Annotated in this window: 16 protein-coding genes; 10 read left to right on the top strand and 6 right to left on the bottom strand. The window is 54.5% G+C overall.

Features of this window, described 5'->3' with window-relative positions; all coding sequences use genetic code 11:
- Positions 1 to 11: 11 nt before the first annotated feature.
- From ABHF33_RS08415 to ABHF33_RS08425, 3 genes are all read right to left on the bottom strand, one after another.
- Positions 12 to 2,069 (bottom strand): putative bifunctional diguanylate cyclase/phosphodiesterase, encoded by a 2,058-nt coding sequence (locus tag ABHF33_RS08415; protein WP_348946550.1) that lies wholly within the window; start codon positions 2,067 to 2,069, stop codon positions 12 to 14.
- Positions 2,066 to 2,980, bottom strand: a complete 915-nt coding sequence (locus tag ABHF33_RS08420; protein ID WP_348946551.1) for an EAL and HDOD domain-containing protein — start codon at positions 2,978 to 2,980, stop codon at positions 2,066 to 2,068. The genes ABHF33_RS08415 and ABHF33_RS08420 overlap by 4 nt, the downstream gene beginning before the upstream one ends.
- Before the next feature lie 178 nt (positions 2,981 to 3,158).
- Positions 3,159 to 4,073, bottom strand: a complete 915-nt coding sequence (locus tag ABHF33_RS08425) for a LysR substrate-binding domain-containing protein (protein WP_348946552.1) — start codon at positions 4,071 to 4,073, stop codon at positions 3,159 to 3,161.
- A gap of 102 nt (positions 4,074 to 4,175) precedes the next feature.
- Here ABHF33_RS08425 and yfcF point away from each other — a divergent pair, with 102 nt between their 5' ends.
- The 7 genes from yfcF to ABHF33_RS08460 all read left to right on the top strand — a co-directional run bounded on the left by yfcF (position 4,176) and on the right by ABHF33_RS08460 (position 9,356).
- On the top strand, positions 4,176 to 4,805 hold the full coding sequence (gene yfcF / locus ABHF33_RS08430; RefSeq protein WP_348946553.1) for a glutathione transferase: 630 nt from the start codon (positions 4,176 to 4,178) through the stop codon (positions 4,803 to 4,805).
- A gap of 4 nt (positions 4,806 to 4,809) precedes the next feature.
- Entirely contained in the window at positions 4,810 to 5,073 is a 264-nt protein-coding gene (locus tag ABHF33_RS08435) for a DUF2917 domain-containing protein (protein ID WP_348946555.1), read from the top strand.
- Entirely contained in the window at positions 5,070 to 5,750 is a 681-nt protein-coding gene (locus ABHF33_RS08440) for a glutathione S-transferase family protein (protein WP_348946556.1), read from the top strand. Before ABHF33_RS08435 ends, ABHF33_RS08440 begins: the two co-directional genes overlap by 4 nt.
- Complete coding sequence (locus ABHF33_RS08445) at positions 5,747 to 6,268, top strand: DUF3291 domain-containing protein (protein WP_348946557.1); 522 nt, start codon at positions 5,747 to 5,749, stop codon at positions 6,266 to 6,268. The genes ABHF33_RS08440 and ABHF33_RS08445 overlap by 4 nt, the downstream gene beginning before the upstream one ends.
- Before the next feature lie 118 nt (positions 6,269 to 6,386).
- A complete protein-coding gene (gene parE, locus ABHF33_RS08450) occupies positions 6,387 to 8,360 on the top strand; it encodes a DNA topoisomerase IV subunit B (protein ID WP_348946558.1) in 1,974 nt (657 codons plus the stop codon).
- Between the two features lie 133 nt (positions 8,361 to 8,493).
- Positions 8,494 to 9,078: an SIS domain-containing protein gene (locus ABHF33_RS08455; protein WP_348946559.1), complete on the top strand. Its 585-nt coding sequence runs from the start codon at positions 8,494 to 8,496 to the stop codon at positions 9,076 to 9,078.
- Between the two features lie 41 nt (positions 9,079 to 9,119).
- Positions 9,120 to 9,356: a DUF6500 family protein gene (locus ABHF33_RS08460; protein ID WP_348946560.1), complete on the top strand. Its 237-nt coding sequence runs from the start codon at positions 9,120 to 9,122 to the stop codon at positions 9,354 to 9,356.
- A gap of 112 nt (positions 9,357 to 9,468) precedes the next feature.
- On the opposite strand, the gene ABHF33_RS08465 is transcribed toward ABHF33_RS08460, so the two are convergent.
- From ABHF33_RS08465 to thiD, 3 genes are all read right to left on the bottom strand, one after another.
- Entirely contained in the window at positions 9,469 to 9,972 is a 504-nt protein-coding gene (locus ABHF33_RS08465) for a DUF1993 domain-containing protein (protein ID WP_157314839.1), read from the bottom strand.
- 54 nt (positions 9,973 to 10,026) lie between these two features.
- Complete coding sequence (locus ABHF33_RS08470) at positions 10,027 to 10,605, bottom strand: chloramphenicol phosphotransferase CPT family protein (RefSeq protein ID WP_348946561.1); 579 nt, start codon at positions 10,603 to 10,605, stop codon at positions 10,027 to 10,029.
- Between the two features lie 66 nt (positions 10,606 to 10,671).
- Positions 10,672 to 11,550 carry a bifunctional hydroxymethylpyrimidine kinase/phosphomethylpyrimidine kinase gene (gene thiD / locus ABHF33_RS08475; protein ID WP_157314837.1) on the bottom strand — a complete coding sequence of 293 codons (879 nt, stop codon included), beginning with the start codon at positions 11,548 to 11,550 and terminating at the stop codon, positions 10,672 to 10,674.
- Between the two features lie 94 nt (positions 11,551 to 11,644).
- Between thiD and ABHF33_RS08480 the strand changes: the two genes are divergently transcribed.
- From ABHF33_RS08480 to ABHF33_RS08490, 3 genes are all read left to right on the top strand, one after another.
- Complete coding sequence (locus ABHF33_RS08480; protein WP_348946562.1) at positions 11,645 to 11,809, top strand: rubredoxin; 165 nt, start codon at positions 11,645 to 11,647, stop codon at positions 11,807 to 11,809.
- Positions 11,810 to 12,169: 360 nt separating this feature from the next.
- Positions 12,170 to 13,060, top strand: coding sequence for a M48 family metallopeptidase (locus tag ABHF33_RS08485; protein ID WP_348946563.1), 891 nt, complete (start codon positions 12,170 to 12,172; stop codon positions 13,058 to 13,060).
- 184 nt (positions 13,061 to 13,244) lie between these two features.
- Positions 13,245 to 13,667 carry a CopD family protein gene (locus ABHF33_RS08490; protein ID WP_432803968.1) on the top strand — a complete coding sequence of 141 codons (423 nt, stop codon included), beginning with the start codon at positions 13,245 to 13,247 and terminating at the stop codon, positions 13,665 to 13,667.
- Positions 13,668 to 13,721: the final 54 nt, after the last annotated feature.

Raw genomic sequence — 13,721 nt, forward strand, 5'->3', positions numbered from 1 at the left:
GTCATATCGTTTCAGGCGGCTTTGGGTTCAAACAGGATGCGGGTGGGCGGCAGCGCTTCAAATTCATGCACTGGCAACGGTCGGGCCAGATAGTAGCCCTGCAATTGATGGCAATCGAGGCTGGCCAGAAACTGGGCTTGCTCGTCGTTTTCAACGCCTTCGGCGATCAGTTGCAAATCCAGATTCTGGGCAATCCCGATAATCGCCCGCACAATCGCCACATTGCTGCTGTTCTGTGGCAGCCCGCGGACAAAGCTCTGGTCAATTTTCAAATAGTCGAGCGGAAACGAGCGCAAATAGCCAAGATTTGAATAGCCGGTGCCAAAATCATCCAGCGCCAGCGTGAATCCGGCCTGATGCAATTGATCCAGAATGGCCGAGATGTCTTCGTCGGCCTTCATCAGCAAAGTTTCGGTGATTTCCAGCTCTATCCATTCCGCGGCAATCTGGTACTCGGCCAGCACGGCGGTCAATTCGGCGACCAGACGATGGCTAAATTGCCGTGGCGACAGATTGATGGCAATCCGCTCCAGCAGCAGCCCCTGTTGTCGCCATTGTGCAAGCTGTCGGCACGCCGCCTTGAAAACCCAGCTGCCAATCGCCACGATCAGGCCGGTTTCCTCGGCGAACGGGATAAATTCATTCGGCGGCACCAAGCCGCGCTGCGGATGTCGCCAGCGCACCAGTGCTTCGGCACCACAAATCAGCCCGGTTTTGGCGCTGACCTGCGGCTGGTAGTAAAGCTCGAATTCATCGCGTTCAAGCGCATGGTGCAGATCGGTCGATAATTTAAGCCGCGCCAGCGAGCGCTGATTCATTTCGCTGGAATAAAACAGCGCAGATTGCCGCCCCTGCTTGGCCCTGTGCATCGCAATCGCGGCCAGATTGATCAGTTTGTCGGCATCGCGGCCATCCTCGGGAAACACACTCATCCCGATATGCGCCTTGATCACGATTTCTTCCTGCTGGATATAGTAGGGCAGCGCCACGGCGGCCATGATCCGTTCGGCCACAATGGCGGCATCTTCGCGCTGGCGGATATCAAATAGGCCGATGCAGAATTCATCGCCGCCAAAACGCGCCAGCACGTCTTCATCGCGCAGGCAACTGCGGATGCGCTCGGCAACCACCACCAGAATCTCGTCACCGCCGCGATGCGTGAACGAATCATTAATCGCCTTGAAACCGGCAATATTAAAACACAGCAATGCCCCGCTACTTTGCTGACGCCGCGCCTCGCTCAGCGCTTGCTCAAGCAGGGAAAACAAATGGCTGCGGTTGGGCAAGCGGGTTAGCGTATCAAAATAAGCCAGCCGGAAAATCTGCTCCTCAGCGGCTTTGCGCTCGCTAAGATCGGCCATCACGGCAAAATAATTGAGCAGCGATTTTTCTCGGCCATGCACTGCGCTTAAGCTGAGCCAGGCGGGAAAAACATCACCATTGCTGCGGCGCAGCCAGAGCTCGCCTTCCCAGTGCCCCATGGTTTGCAAGTGCGCATCTATCGTTATTTTGTTTGCACCTTTGCGGCCAATTTCTTCGCGCATAAAACCGGGCACTTTGCCCAACAGCTGGGGCAACTGATCGCCCATCATGCCCAGATACGCCGGGTTGCATTCGATCAGCCTGGCATTTTCATCGGTAATCACAATGGCATCGGGCGTGTGCTTGAAGACCGATGCCAGCAGACGCGAGCGGATCTGGTCGCTGATCTGGTCGCTAATATCATGAATAAAACCCACCATGCGCAAAGGTCGGCCGGCTTCGTCGCGCACCACATTCAAATGAATCTGCACCCAGAATTCACGGCCATCCTTATGCCGGCGTTTGACTTCCAGCGTGGTTTCGCCCGCGCTGATCACGTGGTTGAATAAATCGGCCTCGTCCTCAGTTTCTTCGGCGTACAGCGTCAGCACATGCTGGCCGAGTATTTCATCGCTGCCGTAGCCAAACAATCGCTCGGCACCGCCATTCCAGCCGGTGATATAGCCTTCCAGATCCAGCGCAATCAGCGAGGCGTTGATATCACCCAGAATACGGATGGCCGGTTCAAGCTCGTTACCGGGTGTCATCGCTGCAAACCTTCGGCCAGTAGAGCCACCCAACGATAAGCATCGACCTCGGCTTTGATCCAGCTTTGCTGCTGCAGCGGATGGATAGCCCAGACAGCATCATCAAGGTATGTCTCCATATGGATTGCCTGGGCTAGCGCCTGGCCCAATACCCCCTCTTTATCTAGTAATGCTGCTTTCATATTGTCGCTGAGCGGCAAGCTGGTCAGCAGTTGTGCCAGCGGCTGCTGGAATAATTGCTCAAGCAAGGAAAGCATGCCCAGCAAAAAGGCCGAATCCGGGCTGGCTGCGAGCCAACCGTGTTCGGCCCATCCTTCCAGTCGGCGCGCGCGCAGCAGCGCAGCAATCAATAGCGGTGAGATGGCTCCCGATTCGGCAAACTGTTCGGCGTACATCAGCAACTGCACCCAGCGCTGTAGCTGGTTGCGCCCCAGCACGGTAATGGCATGACGAATGCTGGCTATTTCCACCCGTGAACGCATCCCCACCGAGTTCACCAGCTTGAGCAGGCGAAAGGTCAGATCCGGTGCGCGAGAGAAAACCAGCTCCAGCTGATCAATCTCGGCGTCCGAGGTCACCAGCGCCACCAGCTCGAGCAATTCGGGCTTGGCAGGCGCGCAAACCGTCGGGCCTGCTTGCGTGTACCAGCCGCCAAACGCCAGTTGCTGCTCGCCCAGCCTGGCCAGTGCACTGACGTCATTCACGGCCAGCACCAGCTGCTGCGGGTCAAAAGGGCGAAGGGCTTGCGCCGATGTCAGCGCCAGCTGGCTGTAGCAGGGCAGGTGGGTGGAAATGGCAAATTCGGCCAGCATACGGTCAAGCTCGACCAGCTGCTCCTCGGGGCCACAGGCCAGAATGCCTTGCCATTGCCGGGAGTGATGCCAAAGCGGGGAAAGTTGCAGCAGTTGCATGAATTAATCTCACAAGACGTCATACCAAACTAGACTGCGACAAGCCCGGCAGCAAGATTTAAAACGCACCGCAACAACGGCTTATGCCTGCTTGCAACACAGGCCCGGAAACCGCACTTTCATATCCAATCCGCCTTAAATACCTGGCCAGGTATAAGCCCACAGAGCATATTTAATATTATTCAGCTGAATATACCCCATCGATATACACCTGCATTTGCTGCTGGCTTTGCGCGGCGCGCTGTGTAATCCACTGCATAAAGTGATGCAGCTTGGCGCTGCCATCAACGCGTGGCGCCCACACCAGCCAGTAGCGATTGGGATGAGGCGCAATCACATTGCCCACCAGTTGCAGGCGGCCATCGACCAGCTCGTCCAGCACCAGCGACAGCCGCGCCAGCGCAATCCCTTGCCCCAGCCGCACTGCGGTGAGCGCCAGATTATTGTCATTGCAAAACAGCCCGAATGTGGGCGACCAGTCGCCCAGCTGCGCCGCTTTCACCCAGCTACTCCACTTTTCCAGCGTGCCGATAATTTGCGCTTGCTCCAAATCGGCCAGTGTGCGCGGCAGGTGCGGGTAGTCAGGCGCGGCCACCACGACCAGATAATCATCGAGCAAATGCTGCGTTTTCAGCCCTTCCCAGTCCCCCGCGCCCATACGGATGGCCAGATCAAGCTGGCCGGTATGCAGATCGTCAAAACCCAGGCTGGCGCGAATATCAATGCGGTATTGCGGAAAAAGCGCCTGAAACTCGGGAATCCGCGGAATTAGCCAGCCCAGACCAAACGACGGCATCGTCGTCAATTTGATTTCATTGGGCTTGGGTCTGGCGCGCACCGTGCGCGTCGCCTCGGCCATATCATTGAGCGCCATACGGATTTGCAACGCGTAATTGCGCCCATCTTCGGTCAGCGCCAGCTTGCGGCCGCTGCGCTCGAATAGCGGCAGGCCCAGATAGTCTTCCAGCGCGTGAATCTGATGGCTGATCGCGCTGTGCGTCACCGATAGCGCGTCGGCAGCTTTTACCACGCTGCCTAGGCGGCTAACCGCTTCAAAGGCGCGTAATGCGGGGAGGGGCGGTAAGGGATTCACGGTAGCCTTGTGTAAATTTTATTCACATATTCAGATAGAAAACGTCAGCGATCAAAGTGTAATCATTCGATATAGTGAATGCAAATGACATAGGAGAGCGCAATGGGCACCAATTCCTTACACCTTTATGTGGATCAACTCTACACCAGCCCATACGCGATGTCGGTGTTTGTGGCGCTTACCGTCAAGCAAATTCCATTCACGCTGCATACCGTCGATCTGGCTGCTGGCGCGCAGCACGCGGCGCAATTTGCGCATGATTCGCTGTCGGCACGCGTTCCTATGCTCCAGCATGGCGATTTCTGTTTAAGTGAATCTTCAGCCATTACCGAATATCTGGACGAAAACTGGGGCGGAACACCGCTATACCCGCGCGATGCCCAGCAAAAAGCCCGCGCCCGGCAGATTCAGGCCTGGCTGCGCAGTGATTTATTGCCGATCCGGCTAGAGCGCTCCACCGAAGTGGTTTTCATGCAGCCTAGCGATCAGCCTTTAAGCGCCGCCGCGCAGCAGGCCGCCAGCAAGCTGTTTGCCGCCGCCGGGCAACTCATCGGCGACGAGGGTAGGCCGATTTTTGGCGACTGGTGTATTGCCGATGTGGATTTGGCGCTGATGCTCAATCGTCTGCTGAAAAATGGCGACGCCGTGCCGGATAAACTCGCCCATTACGCACAGCAACAATGGGCTCATCCGGCCATCGCCCAGTGGCTACAGTTTCATCAGCGGGGATAAGACCATGGAACGCTATCTGAAATTGCAGCTGGAACATCACGAATTGCTGCTCGCCCGCCTTGGGCGCGACGCCCGGCTGTGTTGCGACAGCGGTCAGGTCTGGCTAGCGAGCAATCGCCACCCGCAGGATGTGGTGCTGCAGGCAGGCGAACAATACCTGCTGGGCGCCGGGCAGATTCTGATCGAGGGGCAGGGCGAGCTGCGCTTTTGTGCCGATGAACTGGATATCCGGCCATATTTCCAAACTTTGCCGCACCGGGAGCAATGATGTACCACCTTTATATTGGCTATCAAAACTACTCGTCCTGGTCGCTGCGGCCTTGGTTATTGCTCAAGCACTTTAATATCCCGTTTACGCAAACCGTGGTGCGCGTAGACGGCAAGGGCATCAAAGCCAGCCATCGCGCTTATTCGGATAATGGTCTGGTTCCATGTCTGCATGATCAAAACTTCAGGGTATGGGACTCTATGGCAATCTGTGAATACCTTGCAGAGCAATACCCTGCCATGTGGCCAGCAGATCGCCAGGCGCGAGCCAGAGCCCGCAGCATCTGCGCCGAAATGCACTCGGGCTTTGGCGCGCTGCGCAGCCAGCTGCCGATGAATGTGCGCCTGCGCGCCAAAGGCAAAGCCAATACACCGGAAGTTGCCGCCGATCTGGCCCGGATTTTTGCCATTTGGCGCAATGCACGCGACATGACCGCCAGCAATCAGGTAGCGGGCGATTACCTGTTTGGCGAATTCTCGATTGCCGACGCCATGTACTCGCCCGTGATCTGGCGGCTTTACAGCTATGGCGTGCAGCTACCCGATGATATTGCGCGCTATGTCGATACCATGCTGGCGCATCCGGCCATGCAGGAATGGGAGCAAGCGGCGCAGCAAGAAGACGTTTTTTTATCGTTTGACGAATTGATCGAACAATTTGGCGGAGTCCGCGCATGAATCACTGGCAACTAGCCCAACTCAATATCGCCCATGCCATCGCGCCGCTGGACGACCCGCTGATGGCGGGCTTTACCGAACAGCTGGACGCCATCAACCAGCTCGCCGAACAAAGCCCCGGCTTTATCTGGCGGCTGCAAAGCGACAGCGGCAATGCCACCGACATCAGCTACGACGCCGATCCGCTGATCATTGCCAATATGTCGGTCTGGGCATCGCTGGAAGACCTGCAGCGCTACGTCTACACCGGCGAGCACCTGGCCATGCTCAAACAGCGTAAAGCCTGGTTTGGCAAAATCGACGGCCCAGCGCTGGTGTTGTGGTGGATACCCGCAGGGCACATCCCCACACTGCTTGAAGCCAAAGCCGCGCTGGAATTGCTGCGGCTCAATGGCTCAAGCGCCTGTGCATTCAGCTTTGCCAAACCGTTCGGCCCACCGTCAATCAATCCGCTTGAACAGCCCGGCGTGCGAGCTGACACAGCCGCTTGGAACCCGGCTCGCGTATCGGTTTCGTAGCCGTGGATCACTGTGTTTTGGCGCAATGGTGCAATCGCCAAGCGCAGATGCCAATCTCCTTCAGCGCCGATCTCTGCTAGACTTAGCCGCAATTCATCATCTGGTTTCACGTGAAACAATGGCTGCTCCTAAATACGACGAATCCTCGGTCAAGGTCCTCAAAGGCCTTGACCCTGTCCGCCACCGTCCGGGCATGTACACCCGCACCGATAATCCACTGCATATTTGCCAGGAAGTCATCGACAATGCAGCTGACGAAGCACTCGGCGGCTACGCAACACAGATCGAGGTGACGCTGTACCGCAATCAATCCATGCGCGTGATCGACAATGGCCGCGGCATTCCGGTGGGTTTGCACCCGGAAGAGGGCGTGCCCACGGTGCAAGTTGTTTTCACGCAGCTGCACGCGGGCGGTAAATTCGATAAGAAAGACGGCGGCGCGTATGCGTTTTCCGGCGGTTTGCACGGCGTTGGCGTCTCCGTTACCAATGCCTTGGCGACTCGGCTTGAAGTTGAAGTGCGCCGTGAAGGTCAGATCAATCAACTGGTGTTTGCGGGCGGTGAAGTAATTTCACCGCTGACGGTTTTGGGCACCACGACGAAGAAAGACACCGGAACGCGCGTCTTCGTGCAGCCTGATGCACAGTATTTTGATAGCCCAACCATTCCACAGGCCGAGCTGGAGCATCTACTTAAATCCAAAGCCGTCCTTTTGCCCGGCTTGGTGGTGATTTTGAATGTCGAGCAAGCCAATGGCGAATTACTGGAAAAACGCTGGTGCTATCCCGATGGCCTGCAAGGTTATCTGAACGAGCAAGTCACCGGCTATACGCAAATCGTACCGATTTTGCAGGGCGAGAAATACATCGAAGGCGAAGACGACACCTTCAGCCGCGGCGAAGGGTGCGCATGGGCGCTGACGTGGACCGAAGATGGCCTCGTTAATCGCGAATCATACGTCAATCTGATTCCAACGCCAGCGGGCGGCACGCACGAAAGCGGCCTGCGCGATGGCGTGTTCCAAGTCGTCAAAACCTTTATCGATTTTCACAATCTGCTGCCCAAGGGCGTGAAGCTGCTGCCGGAAGACTTGTTCAGCCGCTGCTCGTTTGTCCTCTCGGCCAAAGTGCTCGACCCGCAATTCCAAGGCCAAACCAAAGATAAACTCACCAGCCGCGACGGCCTCAAACTCGTCTCAGCGATGGTGCGCGCGCCGTTTGAATTGTGGCTAAACGAACACGTTGATCTGGGTAAAAAACTCGCCGAGCTGGCGATTCGCGCCGCGCAATCGCGGCAGAAAAATGCACAGAAAGTCGAAAAGAAAAAATCCTCTGGCGTCGCGGTATTACCGGGCAAGCTAACCGATTGCGCGTCGGACGAAACCGAACGCTGCGAATTATTCCTCGTCGAGGGTGATTCGGCCGGCGGTTCGGCCAAGCTGGGTCGCGATAAAGACTTCCAAGCCATTTTGCCGCTGCGCGGTAAAGTGCTGAACACGTGGGAAGTCGATAAAGACCAGATTTTCGCCAATAACGAAGTGCACGATATGGCCGTCGCCATCGGCGTTGACCCGCACACACTCGACAGTACCGTCGATTTATCCGGCCTGCGCTACGGCAAAGTGATCATCATGTCCGATGCGGACGTCGACGGCTCGCACATTCAGGTACTGCTGCTCACGCTGTTTTACCGCCATTTCCCACAGCTGATCATGAATGGCCATATCTACGTTGCGCAGCCGCCGCTCTACCGCGTTGACGTGGCGGGCAGCGGTAAAGCCAAACCACCGCGCAAATTCTACGCGCTGGATGAGGGCGAGTTGACCGCCATTCTGGATAAGCTACGCGGTGAAAAAATCCGCGAAGGCGCGTGGAGCATTTCGCGCTTCAAGGGTCTCGGCGAGATGAACGCCGAGCAATTGTTCGACACCACGATGAACCCCGACACCCGCCGCGTCATGCGCGTATCGATCCCGCAGGATGTCAGCACCAATACGCGCGATCTGATGAATATGCTGATGGGCAAGGGCGAAGCGAGCTCACGTCGCGCATGGCTGGAAGCGCGGGGGAATGAGGTGGAAGCAGACCTATAATACCCACATGTGTATTGCCATATAGAATCTATCCCGAATAGTTTTGAAAGCAATACCCATGCAAGAGCAGTCACCTTCTCTCAGTAAAGCCCTAAATCAGCAGCAATCGCACGCAAACCCAGAGAAATAAGCAATGAAAGAATTTATTAATGCCAGCTTGCTCGAAGCTCAAACTGGCTTAACGCAACTAATCAACAATCCAGAAGCTCTGGTAAACATTGAATCTACGGCACAAATTCTAATTGAAAGTTTTACCAGCGGCGGACGCGTTTTTTCTTGCGGTAATGGTGGTTCGATGTGCGATGCGATGCATTTTGCTGAAGAACTCACTGGCCGCTATCGCAAAGATCGTCGTGGTTTGCCCGCTAATGCAATCTCCGATGCTGGACACATGAGCTGTGTAGCAAATGATTTTGGCTATGATTTTATTTTCTCACGCTACATTGAAAGCCACGCTCGCGCAGGCGATGTATTAATTGGCATCAGCACCAGCGGTAATAGCGAAAACATCGTTAAGGCCGCTACCGTGGCTCGCGAAATGGGGGTTAAAGTAATTATTTTGACTGGTCGCTCCCCCTCGAAACTCGAAGCACTGGCCGACGTTTATATCAATACACCTGCAGGCCAATTTGCAGATCGAGTACAGGAATTACATATTAAGGTTTTGCACATTTTGATCGAGCTGATTGAACGCCATTTTTTCCCTGAGAATTATTGATCAAGTCAATTTTTCTTTATCCGATAGCAATCAAGGACAATATGCGTGCTTCACTCCAACAAAAAATCCTCGCCGTCTGCGAGCAGAAAATCGCGCAGAAAGGCGAGGGCGTGGGTTTGTCGTTTTATGCTTTTTTCGCCAATAAAAATGACGATCCTGAGCTGCTAATGGAAGCGGCGACATGGTGGATACAGACGCACAAGCTGGATCATTTTGAGAAAGCACTGAAAATCAGGCACATGGTGCTGGCCGAACAAAGCCAGGGTATAGCTCTCTAGCCTAGATACACAAAGTGCTATACGCACATACCCAAACCCCCGTAATGGGGGTTTTGTTTTGAGCTGCGTTCCTGGCCAAACGTATTTCTGCCGATTGGCTGATCCGCCACAATCAGCCAATCGGCCCCAGATAATCGTTTTTACCCAGCTCGACGCCGTTGCTGCGCAGCAGTGCGTAGGCGGTGGTGAGATGGAAATAGAGATTTGGGGCAACGAAGGATTGCAGGTAAAAATCGGCCTTCATCGGTTTGTCCGGCATATACGACAGCGTGATGATTTTGCTATCGGCTTGCGCAAAATCGTCGGGCGGGATGCTGTTGATAAATTCGAGAGTGGCAGCGATGCGGTTTTTGAGTTCGGCCAGCGTTTTTTCGCTGTCGTCGTGTTTGGGCGCGGTATTGCCTGATAAGCGCGCAACGCCGAATTTGGCCGTGTCACAGGCAATCTGGATTTGCTTGACCAGCGGCAGCATATCGGGAGCAAGGCGCAGACCCAGCATGGTTTCGTCGCTGACTTTTTTACTCAGCGCAAAATCGGCGGCTTTATCAAGCAGGTGCGCCAGCTGCGTGAGCGCGCGAGTGTAAACAGGAACGGTGAGTTGGTAATAACTGAACATGGCAGGCTCCAGGGTGGGCGATAATTCGCGTGAATTCCCCACTAGCATTGGCGCTTAGCCCAGCATATTCAAGTGCGCCAGCGTATCGATTGCGCCATTCAAGATACATCCATCCTGTATATGCTTGTAGATCAATTTCGCGTTATCTTCTGGCGATATACCCTCGGTATTAATTTCCAGATCGTAGCTGATTTCCTGATGCACGCGAGTCAGCTCCCAGGCGGCCAGCCCGGCGGGACGATTTCTCCGCAGTTGCTCACGGCGGTTTAATTCGGCTAAATCGCAGTGCACCCCCACCAGCAGGACACGATAGCCAGCCAGCTCGGTCAGCAGCTCGCGCTTCTCGGCGCGCTCGCACCAAGCGTTGTCGATGATTAGTTGGCAGCCAGCCTGCAGCAAACCGGGCAGGGCGTAATGATAGGCGCGCACCAGCTGCGCAAAATCATGCCCGCTACGCTGTACCGCTGCGCCACTTTGCAGCTGGGCCAGATCGCTGCGCGGCAGGCCATCGAGCAGCGTATCAAGGCTGAAATGAAGAAACTGCTGCGGCAGCAATTCCTGCAAGGCACGCGCAATGCTGGTTTTGCCCGCACTGCTGCAGCCGTTCAAAATAATGATTTGGGGTAGGGACATCACTCTTTCCAGCAGCGGCCATCAGCAAGCGCACTGCGCCTCACTCCGGCTCAGGCTCAATGTGGTTTATTGCACCGATTTGGGCTCGGCATCATCGGTGGCGTCAAACTCGATCACCGTTGGCGGGATTTCATCGGCCGGTGGGCGGGCCCAGAATAGCCGGTCGGGAATCATTTGGCCCATGCCGGGGCGATAGCCGTTGGAAATGGCCTGGAAGGTGTATTCCTGCGCTTCCTGCATGGCGGTGGCCACATCGGCACCATTGGCCAGCGCGCCAGCCAGCGCCGAAGCCAGCGTGGCACCCGCGCCATGGAAGCTGCCGGGCAGGCGTTCCCAGTTATCGCTGCGCACACGGCCTAGCGTGCTGTACAGGGTGTTGACGACTTTGGGCGTTTTTTCATGCGTGCCGGCAATTAGCACATACTCGCAACCGCATTGCAAAATGCGCTGGGCAGCGGCGTCCAGCGGCAGATCTTCCTGTTCTTCCGGGTCGTCCGAACCCAGCTTGCGGGCATCATCGCTATTGCAGCTGACTAGAAAGCTGTGCGGCAGCAATAGCTCACGCATGGCGCTATACAGATCTTCATCGGCCAGCTCTTCGCCACGGCCCATACTGAATACCGGCTCCAGAATCAGCGGAATATCCGGGTAATCCGAAGCAATTTCGGCAATCACCGCCAGATTTTCCACCGTACCTACCATGCCCACTTTGATAGCGTCGATTTTGATGTCTTCCAGAATAAAGCGTGCCTGCTCATCCAGAAATTCGCTATCGACAGACTGAAAGCTTTGTACCCCTGCAGTGTCCTGCACCGTCATCGCAGTGACCACCGGCAAGCTGTGGCAGCCCAGCGAGGCCAGCGTCAGTACATCGGCCATCAGGCCAGCGCCACCCGATGGGTCGTTGGCGGCAAAAACCAGTACAGTCGGCGGAGTAGAAATCATAAGTGGAAATAGCCCAGAATAAGTTTAAAATCCGGGGGCGCTGTTTCTAGCCCCAGAACCCGAATTCTAAACCACTCTGTATAGGTTTACGCTGATGAAAAAATATATGTGCCTGATTTGTGCGTTTATCTACGACGAAGCCGAAGGCCGTCCCGAAGACGATATTCCCGCTGGTACGCGCTGGGAAGATGTTCCCCCCAATTGGACCTGTCCTGATTGCGGTGCACGCAAAGATGATTTTGACATGGTAGAGATCTGATCAGCCCAGTTGCCATGGTTTTAAACCGGGCTCAGGTTTTTTCTGCTTTATCAGCATGGTGGCGTGGATTGATGATCTTGATCAATCCTTTAGCCATCATTCATGCATAGGCCTTAAAGGCTGGCCAAGCACACGATTAAGTACAGGGACTATGTGCTAAATCACAATGTTGCATAGATAACTTCCCCCATTATTCTCACGCATTTTTTTCGTTATTTGTCAGTTTAAAATCAGTACAATAGGGTTTTTCAAACCAGAAATCCAACTGGCTCTGCCTATGCAGTTATCGCTATGGCTAGGTGAGCAGGATGCTTGGATTGGTCTGAATTACCAATATTTCTTGAATTTAGAAGGTCAATAATGAAAGTTTCTGTACTGATTACAGCACTCAGCTTGTCTCTGCTTGCAGGTTGCCAGCAAGTCAACACAACCCAGGGTGGCGCCATTGGCGCTAATCGCAAGCAAAATATGAGTACTTTGCTACCTAGCGAGCAAGTAGAAAAAATGGCTGCTGCAGCCTATAGCGAAACAATCGATGAAGCGCGCCAAAGACGCGTATTGCTGCCAGCAAACCACCCAACCAGCGTACGGGTTAAAAAAATTGCCAATAAACTCATCCCGCACACTAGTGTATTCCGACCGGAAGCCGTGAACTGGAAATGGGAAGTCAATGTCGAGCAAAATGACCAGCTCAATGCCTACTGCATGGCGGGCGGCAAGATCATGTTTTTTACCGGCATTATTGAGCAGCTCAAACTCAGTGATGATGAAATTGCCCAGATTATGGGGCATGAAATCAGCCATGCCTTGCGCGAGCATAGCCGCGAGCGTATGAGCGAGGAATACAACAAGCAAATGGGCATGCGCGGTATTTCTTTAGCCGCATCGATCCTGAGTGGCGGTAAGTATTCGGGCTTAACGGATACGGCCTTGGGCGTGGGTAGTCAGGCTTATGATCTGGCACTGGCACTGCCCAATAGCCGCACCCATGAATCAGAAGCCGATGTCATGGGCTTGGAGCTGGCTGCCCGTGCTGGATATAACCCGCAAGCTTCGGTAACACTATGGCAAAAGATGGCTGCGGCCAGCAAGGGTTCAACCCCGGAATTCTTGTCGACTCACCCGGCCAGCCAAACCCGGATTGCCGAATTGCAATCTAAAATCCCGCTAGTCCAACCTCTGTATGAAGCAACACAAAAGTCTGCACCGGCAGCTCCAGCCAAAAAAAGCGGCAAAAAGAAAAAGAGCTGATTTCATCTGAATTCAATATCAGTACAGTTTGATGCCCACCACGCATGTAGCGAAACTCCCTTCAAAACAAGCGTGGTGGGCATCAACATCAAAGACAACTGACACCACATGCGGTATGGTTTTACGTTTTGGCGCTGCCAGCTACAGTGCAGCTATCTCACCCAATCGTCGGAATTAAATCATCATGCTGTGGGTTAAAGCGTTTCATCTGATCTTTGTGATTAGCTGGTTTGCCGGACTATTTTATTTGCCACGGCTGTTTGTCAATCAGGCCATGGCCACCGAGCCAGTAGAAATCGCACGGCTCAATTTAATGGCAGGCAAGCTGTACCGCTTTATGACGCCGATTGCCGCATTGGCGCTGATTTTTGGCATCTGGACCTGGGCGTATTACGATTTTTACATCGGGCCGGGCTGGGTATGGATGCACATCAAACTCACACTTGTAGCGTTCTTAATTGCTTATCACGCCTGGTGTGGCAAAATCTATCGCGATTTTGCCGCAGGCAAAAATGCCCGCAGTCATGTCTGGTACCGGGTGTTTAACGAAGTACCCGTGCTGGTGCTGGTTGCCGTGGTGATTCTGGTTATCGTCAAACCATTTTAATCGCCGTGTTGTGTGCACAGGCCTTGATTGACTTCACTGATATGTACTTGAGAA

Origin of the sequence: Chitinibacter sp. FCG-7 (assembly GCF_040047665.1) — a bacterium.
GTDB lineage: Bacteria > Pseudomonadota > Gammaproteobacteria > Burkholderiales > Chitinibacteraceae > Chitinibacter > Chitinibacter mangrovi.